This window comes from Nocardia wallacei, from assembly GCF_014466955.1.
In the GTDB taxonomy this organism is placed as follows: domain Bacteria; phylum Actinomycetota; class Actinomycetes; order Mycobacteriales; family Mycobacteriaceae; genus Nocardia; species Nocardia wallacei.
On sequence record NZ_AP023396.1, the window covers coordinates 1,544,110 to 1,565,058 of the forward strand.

General features: G+C 69.9%; 22 protein-coding genes. 9 read left to right on the forward strand and 13 right to left on the reverse strand.

The window, feature by feature from the left end:
• Window positions 1–237: 237 nt before the first annotated feature.
• The 4 genes from NWFMUON74_RS07090 to NWFMUON74_RS07105 are packed head-to-tail and all read left to right on the forward strand — an operon-like array spanning window position 238 to window position 5,274.
• On the forward strand, window positions 238–1,824 hold the full coding sequence (locus NWFMUON74_RS07090; RefSeq protein ID WP_187687159.1) for an ABC transporter substrate-binding protein: 1,587 nt from the start codon (window positions 238–240) through the stop codon (window positions 1,822–1,824).
• Complete coding sequence (locus NWFMUON74_RS07095) at window positions 1,821–2,780, forward strand: ABC transporter permease (RefSeq protein WP_187687160.1); 960 nt, start codon at window positions 1,821–1,823, stop codon at window positions 2,778–2,780. Before NWFMUON74_RS07090 ends, NWFMUON74_RS07095 begins: the two co-directional genes overlap by 4 nt.
• On the forward strand, window positions 2,777–3,637 hold the full coding sequence (locus tag NWFMUON74_RS07100; protein ID WP_425300798.1) for an ABC transporter permease: 861 nt from the start codon (window positions 2,777–2,779) through the stop codon (window positions 3,635–3,637). Before NWFMUON74_RS07095 ends, NWFMUON74_RS07100 begins: the two co-directional genes overlap by 4 nt.
• A complete protein-coding gene (locus tag NWFMUON74_RS07105; RefSeq protein WP_187687161.1) occupies window positions 3,637–5,274 on the forward strand; it encodes a dipeptide ABC transporter ATP-binding protein in 1,638 nt (545 codons plus the stop codon). The genes NWFMUON74_RS07100 and NWFMUON74_RS07105 overlap by 1 nt, the downstream gene beginning before the upstream one ends.
• A 14-nt stretch (window positions 5,275–5,288) precedes the next feature.
• On the opposite strand, the gene NWFMUON74_RS07110 is transcribed toward NWFMUON74_RS07105, so the two are convergent.
• The 9 genes from NWFMUON74_RS07110 to NWFMUON74_RS07150 all read right to left on the reverse strand — a co-directional run bounded on the left by NWFMUON74_RS07110 (window position 5,289) and on the right by NWFMUON74_RS07150 (window position 12,724).
• Window positions 5,289–5,762, reverse strand: coding sequence for a GtrA family protein (locus tag NWFMUON74_RS07110; RefSeq protein WP_187687162.1), 474 nt, complete (start codon window positions 5,760–5,762; stop codon window positions 5,289–5,291).
• Between the two features lie 80 nt (window positions 5,763–5,842).
• Window positions 5,843–7,579, reverse strand: coding sequence for an NTP transferase domain-containing protein (locus NWFMUON74_RS07115; protein ID WP_187687163.1), 1,737 nt, complete (start codon window positions 7,577–7,579; stop codon window positions 5,843–5,845).
• Between the two features lie 129 nt (window positions 7,580–7,708).
• Window positions 7,709–8,278: a hypothetical protein gene (locus NWFMUON74_RS07120; protein ID WP_187689629.1), complete on the reverse strand. Its 570-nt coding sequence runs from the start codon at window positions 8,276–8,278 to the stop codon at window positions 7,709–7,711.
• Window positions 8,279–8,618: 340 nt separating this feature from the next.
• Window positions 8,619–8,933, reverse strand: coding sequence for an MGMT family protein (locus NWFMUON74_RS07125; RefSeq protein ID WP_187687164.1), 315 nt, complete (start codon window positions 8,931–8,933; stop codon window positions 8,619–8,621).
• 1 nt (window position 8,934) lies between these two features.
• Window positions 8,935–9,702, reverse strand: coding sequence for an alpha/beta fold hydrolase (locus tag NWFMUON74_RS07130; protein WP_187687165.1), 768 nt, complete (start codon window positions 9,700–9,702; stop codon window positions 8,935–8,937).
• Between the two features lie 39 nt (window positions 9,703–9,741).
• Window positions 9,742–10,518 (reverse strand): alpha/beta fold hydrolase, encoded by a 777-nt coding sequence (locus NWFMUON74_RS07135; protein ID WP_187687166.1) that lies wholly within the window; start codon window positions 10,516–10,518, stop codon window positions 9,742–9,744.
• Between the two features lie 17 nt (window positions 10,519–10,535).
• Window positions 10,536–11,273 carry a MerR family transcriptional regulator gene (locus tag NWFMUON74_RS07140; protein ID WP_187687167.1) on the reverse strand — a complete coding sequence of 246 codons (738 nt, stop codon included), beginning with the start codon at window positions 11,271–11,273 and terminating at the stop codon, window positions 10,536–10,538.
• A gap of 11 nt (window positions 11,274–11,284) precedes the next feature.
• Window positions 11,285–12,208 (reverse strand): alpha/beta fold hydrolase, encoded by a 924-nt coding sequence (locus tag NWFMUON74_RS07145; protein WP_187687168.1) that lies wholly within the window; start codon window positions 12,206–12,208, stop codon window positions 11,285–11,287.
• Window positions 12,209–12,286: 78 nt separating this feature from the next.
• Complete coding sequence (locus NWFMUON74_RS07150) at window positions 12,287–12,724, reverse strand: MarR family winged helix-turn-helix transcriptional regulator (protein WP_187687169.1); 438 nt, start codon at window positions 12,722–12,724, stop codon at window positions 12,287–12,289.
• A gap of 77 nt (window positions 12,725–12,801) precedes the next feature.
• On the opposite strand from NWFMUON74_RS07150, the gene NWFMUON74_RS07155 reads away from it, so the two are divergent.
• Window positions 12,802–13,437 carry a maleylpyruvate isomerase family mycothiol-dependent enzyme gene (locus NWFMUON74_RS07155; protein WP_187687170.1) on the forward strand — a complete coding sequence of 212 codons (636 nt, stop codon included), beginning with the start codon at window positions 12,802–12,804 and terminating at the stop codon, window positions 13,435–13,437.
• A gap of 171 nt (window positions 13,438–13,608) precedes the next feature.
• Window positions 13,609–14,490 (forward strand): glycoside hydrolase family protein, encoded by an 882-nt coding sequence (locus NWFMUON74_RS07160; RefSeq protein ID WP_425300899.1) that lies wholly within the window; start codon window positions 13,609–13,611, stop codon window positions 14,488–14,490.
• Between the two features lie 54 nt (window positions 14,491–14,544).
• Here the strand turns inward: NWFMUON74_RS07160 and NWFMUON74_RS07165 are convergent, their stop codons facing one another.
• Together NWFMUON74_RS07165 and NWFMUON74_RS07170 are read right to left on the reverse strand one after the other, a co-directional pair.
• Window positions 14,545–15,627: an NAD(P)H-dependent amine dehydrogenase family protein gene (locus NWFMUON74_RS07165; RefSeq protein WP_187687172.1), complete on the reverse strand. Its 1,083-nt coding sequence runs from the start codon at window positions 15,625–15,627 to the stop codon at window positions 14,545–14,547.
• Complete coding sequence (locus NWFMUON74_RS07170; RefSeq protein ID WP_187687173.1) at window positions 15,624–16,631, reverse strand: Rieske 2Fe-2S domain-containing protein; 1,008 nt, start codon at window positions 16,629–16,631, stop codon at window positions 15,624–15,626. Before NWFMUON74_RS07170 ends, NWFMUON74_RS07165 begins: the two co-directional genes overlap by 4 nt.
• A 179-nt stretch (window positions 16,632–16,810) precedes the next feature.
• Between NWFMUON74_RS07170 and NWFMUON74_RS07175 the strand changes: the two genes are divergently transcribed.
• Window positions 16,811–17,365: a TetR/AcrR family transcriptional regulator gene (locus tag NWFMUON74_RS07175; protein WP_232111121.1), complete on the forward strand. Its 555-nt coding sequence runs from the start codon at window positions 16,811–16,813 to the stop codon at window positions 17,363–17,365.
• Here NWFMUON74_RS07175 and NWFMUON74_RS07180 read toward each other — a convergent pair.
• Together NWFMUON74_RS07180 and NWFMUON74_RS07185 are read right to left on the reverse strand one after the other, a co-directional pair.
• Window positions 17,350–17,754 carry a hypothetical protein gene (locus tag NWFMUON74_RS07180; RefSeq protein ID WP_187687174.1) on the reverse strand — a complete coding sequence of 135 codons (405 nt, stop codon included), beginning with the start codon at window positions 17,752–17,754 and terminating at the stop codon, window positions 17,350–17,352. The two genes, NWFMUON74_RS07175 and NWFMUON74_RS07180, sit on opposite strands and share 16 nt — an antisense overlap.
• A 152-nt stretch (window positions 17,755–17,906) precedes the next feature.
• Window positions 17,907–18,575 carry a TetR/AcrR family transcriptional regulator gene (locus NWFMUON74_RS07185; RefSeq protein ID WP_232110889.1) on the reverse strand — a complete coding sequence of 223 codons (669 nt, stop codon included), beginning with the start codon at window positions 18,573–18,575 and terminating at the stop codon, window positions 17,907–17,909.
• Between the two features lie 103 nt (window positions 18,576–18,678).
• Between NWFMUON74_RS07185 and NWFMUON74_RS07190 the strand changes: the two genes are divergently transcribed.
• Entirely contained in the window at window positions 18,679–19,650 is a 972-nt protein-coding gene (locus tag NWFMUON74_RS07190) for an SDR family oxidoreductase (protein WP_187687175.1), read from the forward strand.
• Window positions 19,651–19,794: 144 nt separating this feature from the next.
• Window positions 19,795–20,862, forward strand: a complete 1,068-nt coding sequence (locus tag NWFMUON74_RS35895; protein WP_232110890.1) for a hypothetical protein — start codon at window positions 19,795–19,797, stop codon at window positions 20,860–20,862.
• Window positions 20,863–20,949 lie beyond the last annotated feature (87 nt).

Here is a 20,949-nt window from a genome sequence, read left to right on the forward strand (position 1 = left end):
GGATCGCCAGGGTTTCGCGCAGGGTGCGCGCAACCGGTGCCGGACGGGCCGGGGCTGATTACCGTGACCGCTGTGCACACGAGTCGACGCCGCGCGCCCCGGATCGGTCCGGGCGACTCGTCGTGCTGCTGTTGTCGCGGATGTGACTGAGGCCCAGCATATTTCGCCCGGCACCGGCCGGGATCGCAGTCGGTCGCCACGCGACAGTGGCCCCGGCGGTATTTCGAGGATCCAACCATGAGTTCACCACCCGGCATCATAGGTCGCCGCAGCTTCCTGCGCGGGGCGGGCGCCGCCGCGCTCGCGTTCGCCGGCGGCGGGGCCGCGGCGGCCTGCACCTCGGCGGTACACGAACTCGACGCCGCCGGTGACGACGCCACCCCCGTGCGCGGCGGTACCCTGAAGGTCGGCACGCCGTGGGATATCGTGCCCGCCAACATTCTCACCAACACCGCGACCACGCCCGCGCTGATCGGCCTGGTGTACGAGTCGCTGATTCGCTACCCCAACGACCGGCTGGAGCCGCGCCCGCTGCTGGCGAAGTCGTGGAGCCTGGCTCCCGACGGACTCTCGATCGCCCTGGAGCTGCGCGACGACGTCACCTTCCACACCGGTCGCCCGTTCACCTCGGCCGATGTCGAATTCGCGCTGCGCACCTACGCCGACCCGAAATGGTCGGCGCAGCTGAAGAGTACGGCGGCGGCGATCACCGAGTACGACACCAGCGCGCCGCATCGCATCGTGCTGAAATTCGCGCACCCGCTGGGCAATATCTTCGACCTGCTCGACACCGCGCCGATGCTGGACCGGGAGACCATCGGTCGGCTGGCCACCGGCGACGCCTTCGTCGGCACCGGGCCGTTCCGGTTCGTCGACCGAATCCCCAACAGCCGGTTGGTGTTCGAGCGCAACGAGCACTACTGGGTGCCGGAGCGGCCGTACCTGGACAGGGTCCAATTGTCGATCATTCCGGACAGTCAGGCGCAGCTCAACGCGCTGCGGTCGGGCCAGGTCGGGCTCGCGCACGGGCTGAACCCGCGTGACATCGAAAACCTCGCCGCGCGACCGGGTTTCAAGTCGATCACCTACGACGGCGCCGAACTGCAGATGTATGTCGGTGTGAACGTGCGGCATCCGGCGCTGGCCGATGTCCGGCTGCGGCAGGCCATCGCGTACGCCCTCGACCGCGACCGCATCATCGGGGAGGTGTTCCGCGGCGCCGGATATCCGCTGAACGTGCCGTGGCCGCGGAACTCGCCCGCCTACGACGCGGCGCGCAACACCAAGTACGCCCGCGACCTGGGCAGAGCCCGGGAACTGGTCGCGCAGGTGGGTAGGCCGCCGCAGATCCCGCTGTCCTACAACACCAGCACACCGTCGCACGGGGCGACCGCGCAGATCGTGCAGGCCAATCTCGCCGACGCCGGGATCGAGGTGACCCTCGACCCGAACGACGACGGTACCGCGGTCAAGAAGCTGATCGGCGGACAGTATCCGGGCCTGTGGGTCACCGACCACTCGTGGGCGCAGTTCGTGCCGTCGACGCTCACGGTCAGCGCCTATCCGTTCAACGCCCGCAAGAACGCCTCGCACTACGAATCCGCCGCCTATGTCGCGGCCGCCGACGCGGCGTGGCGGCGCAGCGGCGGTACCGACACCGCGGCGGTCGCGGCGTATCGGGCCGTCAGCGACCAATTGCTGGAAGGACTGTTCCTCATCGAGATCGGCGTCCGGTTCAACCAGGCGGCGGCGTCCAAGCGGCTGCACGGGGTGTCGTGGACCAAGCGCCGCGAGACCGTACTGACGGAGGCGTTCCTGTCGTGACCCGATATCTGTTGCGGCGCTTGCCTTCCGCGCTGCTGGTCCTGTTCCTGTCCTCGGTGCTCATCTTCCTGCTGATGCGCCTGGTTCCGGGTGACCCCGCCGCCACTCTCGCCGGTCCCGACGCGACGCCGCAGAGCGTCGAGGCGATCCGGCGCCAGCTGGGGCTGGACCGGTCGATCCCGGCGCAGTATCTGAGCTGGCTCGGCGGCCTGGCCACCTTCGACCTCGGCCGGTCCTATGTGCTCGGCGGGCAGATCTCCGAACTGGTCGGCCAGGGCCTGACGAACACGCTGGTACTGACGGCGGCCGCGCTGGCGCTCGCGGTCGTGGTGAGCCTCGCGCTGGCAGTGGCGTCGGTGGTGCGGCCGAATCGGTGGCTGAACGCGGTGATCGCGGCGGCCGACACGGTTGCCGTCGCACTGCCCACCTTCGTGACCGGTGTGCTGCTGGCGCTGCTGTTCGCGGTCGCGATCCCGGTCCTGCCCGCGGGTGGCGTGCCGCCCGACGGGTTCATCGCGCGGCCGGACATCGCCGTACAGTATCTGCTGCTTCCGGCGGTGTGCCTGGCACTGCCGGTCGGCGCGGCCCTGACCCGATTCCTCACCGAGTCGCTGCGCACCGAACTCGGCAGGCCCTACGTGCTGACCGCGCGGTCGCAGGGAATCTCGCAGTGGCACATAGTGACTCGCGGCGCGCTGCGCAACGCGCTACCCGCCGTGCTGACCGCCCTGGGCATCCAGACCGGCCATCTGCTCGGTGGCGCGGTCCTCGTCGAGGCCATCTTCGCGTGGCCGGGGATCGGGCAGCTCATCGAACAGGGCATCAATCGGCGCGACTATCCGGTCGTGCAGGTGCTGTTGCTGCTGTCGGTGACCGTTTTCGTGGCGCTGCAGCTGGTCACCGACATCGTGCACGCGTGGCTGGATCCGCGGATCCGGATCGGAGGCCGGTCGTGACCGAGGTCGTGCCGGCCGGGGACATCGGCTCGGCGGCAACGGAACCCGAGCGCGAGCGGTTCGCTCTGTGGCACGGACAGGTATTGGCCGGATTGATCCTGGTCGGGGTGATCGTGCTGGCGGGGCTGTGCGCGGGGGTGCTGTGCCGCCAGGATCCCGTCACGCAGATCACCGGGGCGAATCTGCTGGGGCCTTCCGCGGAGCACTGGCTGGGCACCGACGACCTCAATCGGGACGTGTTCGCGCGGGTGCTGCACGGCCTGCGGATCGACCTGCTGATCGTATTCGTCGCGGTGCCGCTCGCCGCGGTGCTCGGGTCGGCGATCGGACTGGTCGCGAGCCTGCATCCGGTGGTGGATACCGTGGCGCAGCGCGTCTTCGACGTGATTCTCGCCTTCCCCGCGCTGATTCTCGCCATCGCGCTGGCGGCCATCACCGGGCCGGGCGCGCACGCGGTGATCATCGTGATCGTCGCCGCCGAGGCGCCGGTGTTCGGCCGCCAGATCCGCACCGCCATCCTGCGGGTGCGCGAGCAGGCGTTCGTCGAGGCCGCCGAGGTGATCGGCGCGGGCGTCTGGTGGACGTTGCGTAAGCACGTGCTGCCTCACGTGCTCGAACCGCTGGGAGTGCAACTCGCGCTGTCGATGTCGATCGCCGTGGCGGTGGACGGGGCGATGAGCTTCATCGGGCTCGGTGTGCGGCCACCTCAGCCGTCGCTGGGATCGGTGGTCGCCGAATCGGTCTCGAACATGGACGCGAATCCGGCGATGGCCGTCGGCCCCCTGGTGGTGGTCGCGGGCCTCACGCTCGGGTTCCTGCTGATCGCCCAGGGGCTGGGCCGGGCGAGGAGGATCTGATGAGTGACGATGTGGTACTGCGCATTTCGGACCTGGCGGTGCGGTTCGGGGAACGGACGGTCGTGGACCGGGTCGGCTTCGACGTGCGGCGCGGCGAGGTGGTCGCGCTGGTGGGGGAGTCCGGTTCCGGGAAGTCGCTGACCGCCCGCTCGGCGCTCGGGCTGCTGCCGGACGGGGCCTCGGCCTCCGGATCGATCCGGTTGAGCGGCGCCGAGATCGTGGGGGCGAGCGAAGCCCAGCTGCGTGCGGTCCGGGGCACGCGGGCCGCGATGGTGTTCCAGGAGCCGCAGACCGCGCTGAATCCGGTGCAGCGGATCGGCACCCAGATCGCGCAGGCACTGCGCGCGCACGCGCCGATCTCGACGCGCGATGCGCGTACCCGGGCGGTGGAACTGCTGGCCCTGGTGGATATTCCGGAGCCGGAGCGACGCGTCGACTGGTATCCGCATCAGCTGTCCGGCGGCCAGAAACAGCGCGTGGTCATCGCGCTGGCGCTCTCCGGCGAACCGGATCTGCTCATCGCCGACGAGCCCACCACGGCCCTGGACGTGACGGTGCAGGCCGAGATTCTGGCACTGCTTCGAGAGCTGCGGCGGCGCAAGGGAACCGCGGTCCTGTTCATCACTCACAATCTCGGGGTGGTCGCGGAGATCGCGGATCGGGTTGTCGTCCTGCGCGGCGGACGGGTGGTGGAGCAGCAACCCGTGCGGGACCTGTTCGCCGCGCCGCGCGAAACCTACACTCGCGCACTGCTCGCGGCCGTGCCCACGTTGCCCGAGGGCGCCGGTGACGTGGATCTGGAACTCGCCCCTCCCGATGCGACCGAGGGGCCCGAACCGGTGGTGTCGCTGAGCGATCTCCGCGTCGTCTACCGATCCCGCGGCAAGCGATTCCGGGCGCTGGACGGCGTATCGCTGTCGGTCGCGCCGCGCGAGATCGTCGGTCTGGTCGGCGAATCCGGTTCGGGCAAGAGCACTCTCGGGCGGGTCGCGTTGGGTCTGGTGCCCGCCGAATCGGGGGAGGTGGTGCTGCAAGGGGTGTCGCTGCGCGGGCTGAGCGGCCGGGAGCTGCGTGGCCTGCGCAAGCATGTGGCACTGGTGCACCAGGACGTCACCGCCTCGCTGGATCCGCGGCGCACCATCGAGGACTCGATCGGCGAACCGCTGCGGGTGCATCGGGTGGCGAGCGGGTCGCTGCTGCGGGAGAAGGTCGGGCGGCTGCTCGAATCCGTGCGGCTGCCGGGCGATTACGCCGCCCGGCGGCCCGGTGAACTCTCCGGCGGGCAGCGGCAGCGAGTGGCGCTGGCCCGGGCGCTCGCGCTGGCGCCGCGGCTGGTGGTGGCCGACGAGCCCACCAGCGCCCTGGATGTCTCGGTGCAGGCGCAGGTACTCGAGCTGTTCGCCGACCTTCGCGACGAGTACGGGTTCGCCTGCCTGTTCATCAGCCATGACCTGGCCGTGGTGCATCAGGTCGCCGACCGGGTGGTGGTGCTGCGGGCCGGGGCGGTCGTCGAGACCGGTACGCCCGGCGAGGTTTTCGGGCGTCCCCGGGAGGACTACACGCGGCGGCTGCTGGCCGCGGTTCCCGTCCCTGATCCCGCGCGCCGGTATCACGAGCCGCTGGCACTCGGTGCGTGAGCGCCCGCCCGATGTCAGCGCCGGAAGACCACCCACCGCATGGCGCAGTACATGTAGACCGCCTCGCAGGCTCCGGCGGTGATCCGGGCGATGTGGTATTCGACGCCCAGTGCGTTCAACACGCTGGACACGCCCAGGATGAATGCCAGGTAGTTGATCACCACGACCACCACGTACACCGTGAACTGCGGGCCCACCGCGGCGTGCGAACGAAAGTTCAGTGTCCGGTTCGCCAGGTAACTCAGTCCGAACGCACAGACATAGGCTACGGTCACGGCGACCGGCAGGCCCACGCCCCACCAACTGTGAAGCACGGTCAGCAGCATCAGATCGATCGCGAATGTACACCCGTTGATCAGCGCGAAGCCGAGAAACGTCGCGGGCACGACCCCGGCCAGCCCCCACGGCAGCCGCCCCGCCACCACCGCACACCAGCGATGGAACCACTCGGCCCGCCCCGCCTCCTCCGCACTCGTATCGACCCGCACGCCGCCACCGTGCCATCACCAGGTGTCGGGAAGATGATCGGCGGGTGAGCGGGGTTACGGCCGCCTGAACACCTCCCGCGTCAGGTGGGCAGCGGGAGGAATTCGACGTGGGCGCCGTCGGGGGCGTCGGGGGGAACGATGACGAGGCCGTCGCGGTCGAGAAGGCCGGCGAGATGGGCGGTGCGGATGTTCGGGTCGCCGAGCCAGCCGCCTTCGGGGGCCGTGCGGGCTGGGACCATGCGTGGGGCGGGGCCGGAGATTTCGGCGGCGTTGAGTAGTGGCCCGGTGATCTTGCGGGTGGGAGTGCGGCCGCTGCGGCCCGCCACCACGGACGGGGCCAGGGCCAGCAGGGTGGCGACCGCGGCGAAGGGGTTGCCGGGCAGGCCCAGAATCGTGGTGGCGCTGTCGGTTTCGGCTACCACCGTGGAGCCGCCGGGACGCATGCGCAAGCGGTGCACCAGGATTCGCGCGCGGAGCCGGTCGAGGGCGTCGCGGAGTTGATCGGCGGCGCCGCCGCCCGTGGCGCCGACGACCACCAGCAGTTCGCAGTCCGTGGCGGCCGCCAGCACCTCGTCGAAACCGTTGGCGGTGTCGCGCAGGTGGACTCGGTCCACGGCGCGAATCCCGCACCAGGCCAACAGGTCCGGAAGTACCGGGCCGATGGAGTCTCGGGTCTGGCCGGGGTGCAGCGGGCCCTCGCTGCGGATCTCGTCGCCGGTCATCACGATGCGGGCGCGGATCGGGCCGCGCACCGCGGCCGTGGCGACCTCAGCGGCGGCGGCCACCGACAGCAGAGCGGCCGAGACCGTGGCGCCCGCGGGCGCCACGATGTCGCCCGGCTGCCAGTCCTCGCCGCGGCGGCGCACATCGTCGCGGATCGGGGTGTCGGGCAGCCGCCGCAGCAAGCCCTCCGGTTCGATGTGCGCGAATTCGTCCCGCACCACCGTCGTCGTGCCCTCCGGAATGTGCGCGCCGGTGGCGATGCGGACGGCCTCACCGGCCAGCAACCCGACCGGCCGTTCCCCGCCCGCGAAACCGACATCGTGGCGCAACTGCCACGGACCGTCCCCCGACACCGCGTACCCGTCCATCGCCGACACGTCGAACCGGGGCAGCGCCTCGGCGGCGGTCAGCGGTTCCGCGAGCGTCGCACCGGGCACGGAACGCAACGTCGCCCGATGGACGGGCAGGCGGGAAAGCTTGCCGCGCAACACACTTCGCGCCTCGTCGAGTGACAGGGGCGTCGCCTGCGCCCGCGCCCGGCGGATATCGTCGGCGGTGTCGCAATCGGCCACGCCCGGCAGTGGCACCATCACCGTGTCGACCGGAACCAGGGCCTTCATGGGCTGGTTCATCAGCGAGTCCAGCCGCTGCAGTCCGGCCAGCAGCGCCGTGCGCCGCCACACCCCGACCAGATATTGCGGCCGCCCGGACTCGTCGGCGGCGAAGACCGCGTCGGTGCCGGACTCGTTCGCCTGCCGACGCAGGTCCTCCACCACGGCCGCGGTGAGGAACGGCATATCCGCGGCGAGTACCACCACGAGCTCGGCCGGGAAATCGCATTCGGCCAGCGACCGCAGCCCCGCGGCGATGGCGGCCACCGGACCCGACCCGGCCGGCACCTCCTGCGCCTGTCGCACCTCCGGACCCAGCTCGGGCCGATGTGGCCCGACCACCACGGTCCGCGCACACCCGACCACCGCGCCCAACGCCGCATCCAGCATGGAACGCCCACCGACCACGATCGCGGGCTTGTCCACCCCGCCCATCCGGCTGGCCCGCCCCCCGGCCAGCACGATCGCATCGGCGTCGGTCACGAGCCCACCCCCGCTGCGTTCGTCATGCGCCGATCGTAGTTCGTCCACGGACCCGAACGCCCTGACGGGCGTGCTCGGCGAGTATCGCGCAAAGACCGCGACGCGGTGCGGTGTTCAGCGGTGCGGTGTTCAGCTGCCCGCGCTGCCGGTGGACGGTCGCGCCCTGCGCAGTTCGCAGGCCAGCCGGTCGGCATCGGGCCGGTCCGCGCCCGAACGAGCACAGCCCTGGGAGGTGTAGCCCTCCGCGTTGTAGCCCTGTCGGTCGTAGCCCCACCGGTCGTAACCCCAGCGGTCGTAACCCCAGCGGTCGTAACCCCACCGGTCGTAACCCCAGCGATCGAAGCCCCAGCGGTCGAAACCCGAGCGGTCGAAACCGTCGGGGCCGTAGGGGTCTTCCGGCTCATCGGGTTTCGGAAACGACGGGGTCGTCACGGGCGGGACCGTGGTGACCGGCGGGGTGGTCGTCACCGGCGGGGTTGTGGTCACAGGAGGTGCGGTGGTCACGGGGGGTGCGGTGGTCGCCGGAGGCGCGGTGGTCACCGGCGGCATCGTCGTCACGGGTGCGGTGGTACCCGGCGTCTGCGGACTCGCGAATGCCGGTATGACGAGCGCGGCCGGAGCAAGCGCCACCGTTCCGGCGACGGCGGCCAGCAGGACCGTCCGCCGAACCGTGTGCGGACTTCTCCTCCACTGCGACATGGGTTTACCTCCACCTCGAGATGAGCGCGCGCATCGCACCCCGAGTCCCTATCGGTCGAATGATCAACTTTGCTACACGGGCCACAGTCGAGCGCCCGGTGCAGACGGAACTCGGCGGTTTCCGGGTCCGCCGGGTGCCGTCGGTGATCGGTCGTGAAATCGGCCAGCACCGTGCCTTGGCCGAAATCGAGGTGCCGGGCGCCGAGACGGTCGACTCCCAGCCGAGCAACTCGGCCCAGGACCGGGCGAGGGCGCGGCCGGTCCGCGTCGAACACCACGCACGCCGGACGGGTGGGCATGACCCCCGGTAATCGCCGCGCCGGTCCGCGGGGGTGGTCGGTCAGATTGTGCCGCCGAAAGATTCGAAGCGGTGCCGGGCGGCCGTCAGGTCGACCCGGTCGCCGCGCAGCGGACAACCCTCTTCGGCCAGCCGTCGCAGTTGCCGCTGGGCCAGGTGCGGCGCGGGCGTGCCGTTCGCGCGCAGCACCCGGTGCCAGGGCAGGTCGGCGGCGTCGGTGCGCATGATCCAGCCGACCGTGCGCGGCGTCGACAGGCCCGCCGCCGCGGCGATATCGCCGTACGTGGCGACCCGTCCCGGCGGAATCGCCGCGACCAGCTCGCGCACCCGTTCGATCTCGGCGTCGGTGGTGGCCATCTCAGAGCGCCGCGCGCACGACGGCGGCGGTTTCGGCGGGGCGCGCCTGGGCCACCATGTGGTCGCAGTCGAACTCGTGCACGGTGAGGTCCTCGCCCAGCCGCTCGGCCAGCGCCGCCCGCAACCGCGGCGTGACCAACGGCGATTTCAGCGCGTGCACCAGCACCGTCGGCAGCCCGGCGGGCGGCAGCACCAGCTCGCGGGCGAGCTGACCCCAGAACGACACGACCGCAGGCAGATTCATCCGCCAGCCCACGCGGCCCGCCGCCGTGGGCGCCAGATGCTCGTCGAGTTCGGCCGCGAGCAGCGACGGCGCGACATCGGCCCACGCGGTGTGCAATTTGTCCAGGCGAGCGGCCTCGACATCGGGATAGTCGGGCGCGGCCAGCGTGCTCTCCGCGATGTCGAGCAGCATGGCCGGGTCCACTGCGATCGCGGGATCCAGCAGCACCAGCCGGCGCACCAGTTCGGGGCGGCGGTGTGCGAGGTGCAGCGCGACGGCGGCGCCGAACGAATGGCCGACCACGACGGCCGGTGTGTCGTCCAGCAGCGGGAGCACATCGTCGACGACCGTCTCGAAGGTCCACGGCGGCAGCGCGGTGGAGCGGCCGTGGCCGCGCAGGTCGGGAGCGACGACGCGCACCTCCGGCAGCGCGGCGGCCAGCGCCTCCCACCGTCTGCCATGGCCGGTCAGCCCGTGCAGGGCCAGCACCGAGGGGCCGTCGGCGGGACCGTAGCGATGGACGTGCAGATCGGACACGCGGACCATTGTGCCGGGCGGCTCCGACGGCCGCCGGGCGGGAGCCGTTCAGGACGCGCCGGCGATGATCCGGGCGATTTCCGCGGCATGGGTGAAGACCAGTCCGTGATCGGCCTCCAACCAGGTCACGGCGATATCGGGCCGCTCGCGCCGCAGCCGCTCGATCCCGGCCCGCCAGTTGCGATTACGCGGCGGCGCAAGCCCTTCGGCGTCCGCACCTGCCATCGCGGTCGACATGATCATGGTGATGGGCAGGTCGATCCGGCGGTACCGGCCGAGGATCTCGGCGCGCACCGCGTCCACCTCCAGATTCAGGTCGAGAATCTCCCGCCCCGAGAGCAGCACTTGCCGCGCGGTGCCCCGGTTCGCCGCCTGCTCGGCGGCCAGGTCCTCCCACATCGCCCGGAACTCCGGCAGATCCGCCTCGGTGAGGAACGGTTCGGGCACCGGGTTCGCGCCGTCGACGAGCACGAGTTCGGCGACGCTACCGGGGTGCTCGGCGGCATAGTGCACGACCAGATCGGCGCCCAGCGAGTAGCCCGCGAGTACGGGCGGCACGGACAGGCCGAGCCGTTCCACCGTTGCCATGACGGCGGTGAGGTCGCCGAGGAAGGCGTCGAAGGTGTAGCGGTCGGTGGCCGAGGCCAGTCCGTGGCCGCGCAGGTCGAAGGTGATCACATCGTGGTCGCGCCGCAGCAGGCCGATCAGCTCGTGCAGGTCCGCCTGGGTGGAACTCAGCCCGGGGCACAGCACCAGGGGCCGTCCGGTCCCGCCCCGCGACACCGGGATCGTGCCGCCATCGTGCTGAACGGTGAACTCCTGCACAGCTTTCCACGTTCCTTTCAGTTCTGCGGCCTCGATGCGGCCCGGCGCTGCGCGGCGCGATGAGCGAGGCCGTCGAGGATGCGTTGCCAGGCCGGGCTCTCCTCGGCGATGCGGGAGGAGGTCAGCTCCGTGCTGCCCAGCCGCTCGGCTCCCTCGTGCGCGATCTCCCAGGCGTCCAGCTCATCGATCAGCCGGTCCAGGCGCGGGTCGTCCGCGTCCCAGTCCACCGCCTCGTCACAGGCGTGGTACAGGCGGGCCGTCTCGGGGTCGTCGAGGGCCGCGTTCTTCTCCCGAACCCGCTGCGGCACGGCGCGGGGATCCAAGGCCCGCATCAGAATCCACGCGTCGCGTTCGAGCCGCACCCGGCGTTCGCTGATGCCGAGACCGCGCATCCGATCCAGGACGGCGACCACCTCGGGCGGCAGCACGAGTCGCTCGCCGCTGTCCAGGTCGCCGATCCGGCGGCGGAACTCGGCGAGCTGGTCGATCCGGCGGCCCAATTCGGCATCGATCTCGGTGCGGGCCGCGGCGAACTCGGCCGGCCGCGCGTGCAGCAGCGCGTCGATGCGGGACAGCGGCACTCCGGCATCGGCGAGGGTCCGGATCCGGATGAGGTCCACCGCCGCCTGCGCGCGGTAGCGGCGGTAGCCGGAGGCATCGCGCTCGGGCTCGGGCAGCAGGCCGACGTGGTGGTAGTGCCGAACGGTGCGCACGGTCACGCCGGCGGTCGCCGCGAGCTGGCCGATCGTGAGCACCGTCCTCCTTCCTACGACCCTGCCGAGTCTAAGGGTCGCGCCGAACGGCCGACGACGTCGCGGATCGCCCGAACCACCGCGTCGGGGCGGTCGAAGCACAGCCGGTGGTGGGCGGTGTCGGTGAGAATGCGCTGTTCGCCATGCGAGACCGCGCTCACCAGAGCGGCATCCAGTGCCTTCTTGCCCTCGTGCAACTGCCGTGACAACCGCTCGGGTATCGCTACGGGCTCGTCGCCCAGCGCCGTGAGCGCGACCACCGGAACATCGGGTATGCCCGGCCCGGCCCGCAGTTCGGCGGCGAGCGGAGTCAGGGTGGCGCGCTCGGCCAGGCCCACCCGGATCCATTCGTCGCTCGCCTTGGCGTGGAGCAGGGATCGCCGGATCGACTCCGGGTAGTCGGCCAGCAGCTCGGTATTCATCTCCCGCAGGGCCGGGCGCAGTTGGTCGAGCCGGTCCGGGTCGGGTGCGGTCCGTTCCGTGGCGGCCAGTCCGGCCTCGGGCGGCATGTGGTCGTCCCAGTCACGATGCAGGGCGTCCAGCCAGACCAGGCCCGCCACATCCTGCGGATACAACTGCGCGAACCGGAAGGCGTAGAAGCCGCCCAGCGAGTGCGGCGCGAGAACGTACGGGGCGGCGATGTTCCCGGCCCGCAGCAGGTCGCGCAGTTCCGTGGCGACCGCGGTGGCCGTGCGCGGCAGCGGCAGCGGATCGCTGTAGCCCGTGCCGCCGCGGTCGTACACGACGGCGGTGGTGAATCGCGAAACCTGTTGCTGGACACCGTAATAGTCCAACCCCACCGCGCCCGCGCCCGCCAGGAACACCACGGCCGGCCCGCCGCTGCCGGACCGGTGCACGAACACGCGGCGTCCGTCGATCTCCTCGAACCCTCCGACCGGCGGCGCGAGCCGGGCCGAGGGAATGCTGTCGTTCGTCATGCGACCAGCCTCCGACCCTGACGCAACGTCAAGGTCAAGCGGTTGTCCGGACGTCCCGTCTCGAGGCCCCTACTGAAATCAGGCGTACGGATCGGTGATCTCGCGCAGGCTGGTCAGCGCCGCACGCAGGTCCCGCATCCGGCGCGCGCCCAGATGCGCGGCCCATTCGGCCTGCACGGTCGCGGCGATCTTGTTGGCGTGGTCGGCCATCGTGTGGCCGCGGGGCGACAGCCGCACCAGGCGGGCGCGGCCGTCGGAGGGGTCCGGGACCCGCTCGGCATAACCGGCCCGTTCGAGCTGGTCGACCAGGAAACCGGCGGTCTGCTTGGTGACCTGCGCCTGCTCGGCCAACTCGGTGATGCGGGAACCCTCCGGTGCCAGCCGCCCCGCCAGCCTGCCCTGCGCCACGGTGATATCGCCGTAGCCCGCCTCGGTGAGACCGGCGTAGACCCGCTCCTCCATCGCTCGGTACGCGATGAACATCAGCAGGCCGACATTTAACTCGTCGTCGGACATTCCACTCCTTGACCTGGTAAGCAACACTGACCATAATAGTCAGTGAATCTTACTAATTCTGGACGTGAGGGGCTGCTATGGACCGCGAAACCTCCTGGCAGCACATCGAACAACAGCGCCGCGCGATCGCCGATCTGCTCGCCGACCTCACCCCCGAGCAATGGGAGGCGCCGTCGCTGTGCGCGGGCTGGCGCATCCGGGAGGTGGCCGCCCACCTCGCCCTGACCCCGGAGCCGCCCTCGCCGTCGGTGCTGGTGCGCACCGGGCTGCGCGTGCGAGGCGACTACAACCGCCTCATCGACGAACTCACCCGGGCGCATGCCGACCGTCCTCCGTGGGAACTGGTCACTCGGCTCCGGGTGAACGCGGCCTCGCGGACGTTGCCGAAGCTGACCAACTACTCCAACATCCTGTTCGACACCATCGTGCACGGGCAGGACATCGCCCTGCCTCTCGGCCGCACCATCGCCGTCCCGCCCGAGGCGGCAGCGGCGGGGGCCACGCGTGCCGCGAAGGTCGGCCGGCCGGTCTGGAACCGGCACCGCCTCGACGGAATTCGGCTGTGCGCCATAGACATCGAGTGGGCGTACGGCACCGGCCGGGAGATCTACGGGCCGATCCTGGCGCTGCTGCTGCTCGTCACCGGCCGCACCGCCCTGCTGGATCAGGTCACCGGTCCGGGGGTGGTCCGGCTCACGCGCCAATTGGCCTGACCGTCCCGCCGGCCCCGGCGTCCGGTGTGTCGGCAAACCTTCAGCGTTCGTGCACTGGATACTGTGCGCATGACGTCGGGTCGGCTGTCGCGTAGATCGATACTCGCCTTGGCGGCGGTGCTGCCGTGGAGCGGGATGGCATCGGGCTACGCGGCGGCTAGGGTGTCGTCGATGCGATACACGATGACGGCGTTCACCAATCGCAGCCAGACCGACATGTGGGTCTTCGAATCCACCGACGCGACGAACTTCTCGCTCGTGGCCCCGGCCGCCTACCGCCCGCCGCAGGCCGACCCCGCCGCCACCCCCGCGGCCGCGGTCACCGACAAGAAGGGTTTGTGCCGCGACCCCAACATCTTTCGGCACGCCGACGGCGCCTACTACCTGACCTACACCACGGCGTGGGACGGCGATGCCATCGGTTTCGCCCGCAGCGTCGATCGCGTCGACTGGACCTTCCTGTACGAGTACACGTTTCCCGGGGCCGAGCACGCCTGGGCGCCGGAGTGGTTCGTCGACGCCGACGGCACCGTGCACGTGGTGGTCAGCATTCACGACGGCGAGGTGTTCCGCCCCCACCTGATGACCGCGACCGACCCGTCGCTCAGCGCGCGGCAGTGGACCGAGCCGACGCCGCTGCTGGGTTTCACGCCGGAACCGGACACCCTCGGCTACATCGACACCACGATCGTCTTCGCGCAGGGCCGCTATTACGCCTTCGTCAAGAACGAGTCGACCAAGAACATCGAGGTGGCGGTGGCCGAGGATCCGGTGGGCCCGTACCGGTTCGAGCGGACCGGCAACTGGGCGCAGTGGGGCGGAACGGGTACGGGTGAGCCGCGCGAGGGCCAGTGCGTGGTCCCGCTGCCGGACGGGCGGTGGCGAATCTACCTGGACGCCTACAACCTCGACGATCCCGACCACGGCCGCTATCTCTACAGCGACACCGTCACCGACGACCTGCTCGGCGCATGGACCACACCGCAAGACCTGCCGGGCCTGTCGGGACTCGTCCGCCATCTCACGGTGCTACCCGAACCCGTACCGCTGTAACCTGTTCCGGCGTTCAGCGTTTGAGTCGGTCGGGGAAACAACTTGTTCCGGCATTCAGCGCTTGAATCGGCCGGCGAAACCTCGCAGCGGCAGATCGGCGCTGGTGATGATGCCCGGCCGGGCCGCCACGACGGATTTGATCGCATTGAGGGCGGGCAGCCCCGTGACGGTCATGCCGATGGCGGCGAAGTTCTCCGGGTCGGACAGATCGACGTCTTTGCGGGGGAAGATCATGTGCTTGCTGTAGATATTCGGGTCGCCGGTGATCTGGGTGATATAGCAGCCCTTGATGTTCCACGCGGGATCGGTGTGCGGTGTCATCTGCCATTCGAGATGGGACTCCACCCGCGGCACGCCGTCGACCAGGCCCTGATATTTGATGTAGCTGGCGCCCAGCGAATCCTTGGGCAACCGGTACCAGCCGAGGTCGACATCCTTGGTGCAGGCGCCGAGTTCGTAGCCGAAGGTCACCTCGTCCAACGCCAGGTCGAAGGCGTCGGCCATCAGATACACCGAGTCGGCGAAGACGGCGGTGTACTTGTACAGCGAATCCGGGATGGTCGGGTCGTCGATCGGGCGACCGTAACCGACGGCTTTCCAGGTATCCACGGAATGGTGACAGGAGACGTCGACCGATTCGGTGACGGTGACATTCTCGATCTCGGAGACGTCCGCGCTGTGGACGATCCCGAGAATCTGGCACAGACCGGGATTCATGCCGGTGCCGTAGAACGTCGAGTTCCCGCGCTCGCACGCGGCCTGGATCACCTCGCTGACCCTGCGCCCGGAGGGGTGCGGATGATTGGTGTCGCGGTGGTATCCGGTGATCCAATCCGCGGTGGTCACCACGTCGATACCCGCTTCGAGGACCCGCTCGTACAGCTCTTCGTCGGGAAACACTCCGTGAAAGGTGAGGACGTCGGGCTCGGCGGCGATGATCGCCTCGATCGTTCCCGTCGCGATGACCCCGATCGGGCCGATGCCGACGATCTCACCGGCGTCGCGGCCGATCTTGTCGGGTGTGTAGCAGTGCAGTCCGACCAGTTCGAGATCGGGATGGCTGCGGATACGACCGATCATCTCGGTCCCGAGATTCCCGGTGGCGACCTGGAATACCCGTACGGCGGGAGTGCTCATCGCGTGGCCCTTTCCGGCTGTGCTTCGGCGGGATAGAACTGCTGCGCCCAGTGCCGTAATGCCTTGAACCCTGCGAATTCCTTCGGCGACAAGGCAGGCGGGTCCGAATAGCGCTGATGCGACCAGATGTGGACGTCGGCCTCGAACTGTTCGATGACGAAGTCGGCCATCGTCTTTCCGTACCGGGTCAGCTCCGGCGCGTCGTCGCCGGGCTTGCGGCCGATCCACACGGTGAAGCGCACATCGCAGGTGCGGTCGTCGACCGGTGTCACCGCGGGCATGGTGCGGTTGTCGACCATGCCCCAGCTCTTGGTGATCGAACAGCCCAGCCCGGCATTGATCGATTCCACCCCGCTGTCGATCCGATCGGCGGCCACGTCCGCGTCGAAGGCGACGGTGAAATCGACGTAGGAGACCGGCCCGGAGAAGTCGTGCCGGGTGAATTCGGGGACGAACGGCGTCTTGTGCACGAACTTGAAATGGGCGAAATCGACGCCGTTCTCCATGACGTACTGCGGGTGCAGCTCGAGTCCCTGCCGGAACAGGGTCGCGCCGGGCACGGGCGGGTAGTAGTCGGCGGCGGTCCTGCCGTCGCCGAAGGCCGTGAACATATCGGGGACCTCGAAATACGGTGCGCGGCCGCGGGTGTCGTACCAGATCCAGACGGCTTCGTTGCGTTCGGTCACGGGGTAGCTGCGGATGCGGCGGCCCTTGTTCGGATGAGATTCGTACGGGATGCAGACGTTGCGGCCCTCGCGATTCCACTCCCAGCCGTGGAACGGGCACACCAGATTCTCGCCGTCGACACGGCCGCCGTAGCCGAGGTGCGCGCCGAGATGCTCGCAGTAGGCGTCGAAGACCGCGACCCGGCCCGCCGCGGACCGCCAGGCGACCAGCTCCCGCCCGAAGTACTTCATCCGGTGCACCGCGCCGACGGGGATCTCGGTACTCCAGGCGACTTGGAACCAGCCCGTCGGCTCCATCGGCAGGGGCGGTCTGGCCATCGGGAACCTCCACGCTCGCGCACTGGGACGACCTGATCGTAGAACCCTCTTCGAAACAATTCAAGAGCCCTCTGTGAAACTGGTTGTAGCTGGTCAGCGCTGCTAAACTCGGCGTCGTGACGGAAGTGGAGGTCGGTGAGCGCCGCGCGAACAAGCGGGGGATCCGGTCCAGGGAGTCCATGCTGGAGGCGGCGATCGCGTCGCTGGCGACCGGCGACCCGGCCGCGGTGTCGGGCAATCGGATCGCCCGCGATATCGGCGCGACCTGGGGTGTGATCAAGTACCAGTTCGGCGATATCGACGGGCTGTGGGCGGCGGTCCTGCGCTACACCGCCGACAAACGCGGCGACCTGCCCGCCGGAATCCACCCCGGCGGCACCCTGCGCGAGCGGGTGAGCGCGATGATCACGGCCATGGCGAGCGGATTGCGCCGGCCCGAATCGCTGGCCATCGAGACGCTGCGCGCCGCACTGCCCCGCGACCACGCCGAACTGGAGCGCGACTACCCGCTCACCGCTGCCGAACTGGCGTCCTGGAAACCCAACTGGGACAGGGCTTGTCAGAAGGCATTCGCGGATCTGGACCTCGACCCGGCCCGAGTGCGCCAGGTCGCCGCCCTCATCCCCGCCGCCATGCGCGGCATCATCTCCGAACGCACCCTGGGCACCTACGGCGATCTCGACGACGCGATGCAGGCATTGATCGGCGGCATCGTCGCCTACCTCGAGCGCTGAGCGTTTCCGTGCAGCGCCGCGGCGATCTTGCGGGTCATCTCGCCGGTGACGGGGCCGGGTGTGGTGGTAGCGGCCTCGACAGCGACCAGGACGGTGCTGCGGAAGTCCTCGGCCTCGGCCGGATCGCGCTGTTGCAGCAGGGTCACCGCGGCGGTCAGGGCGGGCAGCACCCGGTCGGCCAGTTCGGCGACGTTCTTACCGCTGAGGGTGATGTCCTTGGCCTTGGCGGCGAGCACGTGCCCGACGGGTCCGGTCGCGGTCAGCAGCGCGAGAGATCCGGCGGTGGCGGCCTTGTGCGGCTTGGCGTCGGCGGCGGCCAGCAGCGAGACCGCACCGTAGGCGGCGGTGCGGACGGTGGCCTGGTCCTGGGCGCTGAGGGTGGCGAACATGGTGTACTCCTTGTGTTTTCGGCCCGGATCGGTATCGGTACCGGGTCTGTGTTCCTCGATGTACACACTGTGCCGGGGCCGCCTGACAGCGACCTGACGCTGCCCTGACACGGCCGCTGACACCCTCGCGGGCGGCTGCGGTGGTGCCGCCGTCAGGCTCGGGGTCGGCCGAGCAGCCCCTCGGTGATCAGGTCGGCCAGTTGCCGGGCGGTGCGTTCCTGGCTTTCGCGGGTGACCGGCTCGGGGCGGCCGAGCCGATGGGCGAGGGGGAGTTGCACCAGGGCCGCGACCGGGCTGATCACGGCGAAGAAGAGGACGTCCATCGGCACGGCGGGCATGCGGCGTGCTGTCATGAGCCGTTCGAGGGACGGGATCAGCGGGTTCAGCGTGGGTGCCACGTACTTGTCGTACAGGTAGTCCAAACGTTCGGACTCGCGGGCGAACTCGTCGGCGAGCAAGCGGCCGAACAGCGGCGTTTCCACGGCGGCTCGATAGAAGTGGGCGATCACAGCGCGCACCCGCTCGGTGTCGTCCAGGTCGGCTTCCAGTAGCTGTTCGCGTTCGCGCTGATCGCCCGCCAGCGCCGAATCCACCACGGCCCGCCAGAAATTGGCCTTGGACCCGTAGCGATCGTTGATGAAGTTGTGGCTGACGCCGAGCCGGCGCGCGAGCTCCCGCGCCGAGGTCCGGTCGTAGCCCAACTCGGCGAATGCCTCCATGCCGCGCCGGAGGATCTCGGCCTCGGACGGCAGCGGCCGCGTCCCCGACCCGGGCCGCCCGGCCCCTCGCACCGCGCCGGTCGCCGACTTCTCCATCGCCATGCGTTCATTCTCCCGCGCGCCTCGTCCTGGACTGCTTGACACCTGTCAGATCAAGCCTAATCTGACAGGTGTCAGCCCGGCTGTCGAATCGGAGGCCCCACGCATGGCACGCACCACACCGGATATCCCGGTTCCCGATCTCGCGGGCAAGCTCGCGGTGGTCACCGGCGCGAGCGACGGTGTCGGCCTCGGGCTCGCGACCCGCCTCGCCGCGGCGGGCGCGGAGGTCGTCATGCCGGTCCGCAACCCGGCGAAGGGTGAGGCCGCGATCGCGAAGATCCGGGAGCGGCATCCGAATGCCGAAGTCTCCCTGCGTGATCTGGATCTGTCCGCGCTGGCGTCCGTCGCCGCGCTGGCCGGCCGGCTCACCGCGGAGGGGCGGCCGATCCACATTCTCGTGAACAACGCCGGGGTGATGACACCGCCCGAGCGGCAGACCACCAGGGACGGTTTCGAGCTGCAGTTCGGCACCAACCACCTCGGGCACTTCGCCCTGGTGGCCCGGCTGCTGCCGCTGCTGCGCGCGGGGCAGGCGCGGGTCACCTCGCAGATCAGCATCGCCGCCGACCAACGCGCCATCAACTGGGACGACCTGCAGTGGGAGCGCAAGTACAACGGCAACGGGGCCTACAGTCAGTCGAAGATCGCGTTCGGACTGTTCGGTCTCGAACTCGATCGGCGCAGCCGCGCCGGTGGCTGGGGCATCACGAGCAATCTCTCCCACCCCGGGGTGACGCCCACGAATCTGCTCGCCGCGCGCCCGGAGGTGGGCCGCGCACGGGATACGCCGCTGGTGCGGTTGGTCCGCGCCCTGTCCGCACGCGGCATCCTGTTCGGTAAGGTCGAGTCGGCGCTGCTGCCCGCACTGTACGCCGCGACATCGCCCGCCGCGGAAGGCGGACATCTCTACGGGCCCAACGGTTTCCGGCACCTGTCCGGCCCGCCGGCCGAGCAGAAACTGTATTCCCGCCTGCGCAGCTTGGAGGACGCCCGCCGAATCTGGACGATCTCCGAAGAACTCGTCGGTTACCGGTTCCCGGCACGCACCGCGACGACCATGGGCGGCACGAGCTGATCGAGCACCCGAGCTGGAACGATCCGGTCGGTTTGTTGTGCTGCGGCACAACGACATCGAGCCCGGAGATGTGACGCCGACCGTCCGCTCGGGACAGTCATATGCGACACTGGCGCCGTGCAGCCGAAGCGTAGGGTTCACTTCGTGGGCAGCTTGCCCGCGCAGCTGGACAGCCCGGAGAAGGCGATGACCTTCGCCGTCGACACCGCCGGTGAGTTCCTGGACGGCATGGTTCCCGGCGGCGAAGCGGATCCATATCGCGCCCAGTGGTACATCAGGCCGATCATCGACCGGCTCGACAGCATCCCGGCGCTGGAGCCCGTGCGCCGCGGTGATTGGTCGACACTGCGCTCCCGCAACACCTTTCGGCTTCGGGCAGGCCACTCGCTGGGCGAAGCCGATATCGACGCCGCGCTCGGCTACGCGGCGGAGACCGAGCGTGCCGTCGAGGCGCTGACCGAGTTGCGCCGTACCGATCCCGGACTGCGCCTGCAGGTGGGCATACCGACGCCCTTCGTCATCGGTTTCATCGCCTTCGAAGCGCGGATGCTCAGATTGCGTCGCGGCTCTGCCCGCCGTGGTGACCGCACTTTTCCCTATTACCGTCCGATTCTCGACGCCACCGTCCGAGAGATCGTCCGTATTCAGGAGATGTTGCAGGGCAACGTCGTATTCCAACTCGAACTGGCCGCGGAGACGCTCCTCTGTGCGCGGATGCCCGGGGTCCTGCGGCAGGGCCCGGCCGCCGCGGCCGGTCGAGCGATCGCGCGCCTGGTCGGCCGGGCGCCGCATGATTCCCGCTTCGGCGTGCATCTGTGCTACGGCAGCCTCGACGACAAGCCGGTCGTGGCGCCGAGATCGACCGCCGCGGTCGTCGCGTTGACCAACGCCATAGCGCGATACTGGCCCGCCGGTAGACATCTCGACTTCGTCCACCTGCCCATCGGCGACGGCAGCCAGGCGCCGGTGCGGCCGCGCTACTACGCACCCCTGGCGGGCCTCGAATTGCCTGCCGGCACGCGGGTTGTCGCCGGGCTCGCACATGCGGCGCAGCCGCTCGCGCAAGCACGACAGGCGCTGGCGGCGGCGGAGTCGGCCTACGGCGGCCGCTTGGACGTCGCGGCCCCGTGTGGTCTGGGCCGCTACCAGACCGTCGAGCGGGCGCGGTCCGCGGTCGCACACGCGGTCGACTTGGCTCGAACCGAGCCGTAAGACGGCCGCTCGGCTACCGACCGCACAGTCCGTCGAGGACAGATCTGTGGACGCGCACCCACCCGAGGGGGCGATCGGCTACGGTGG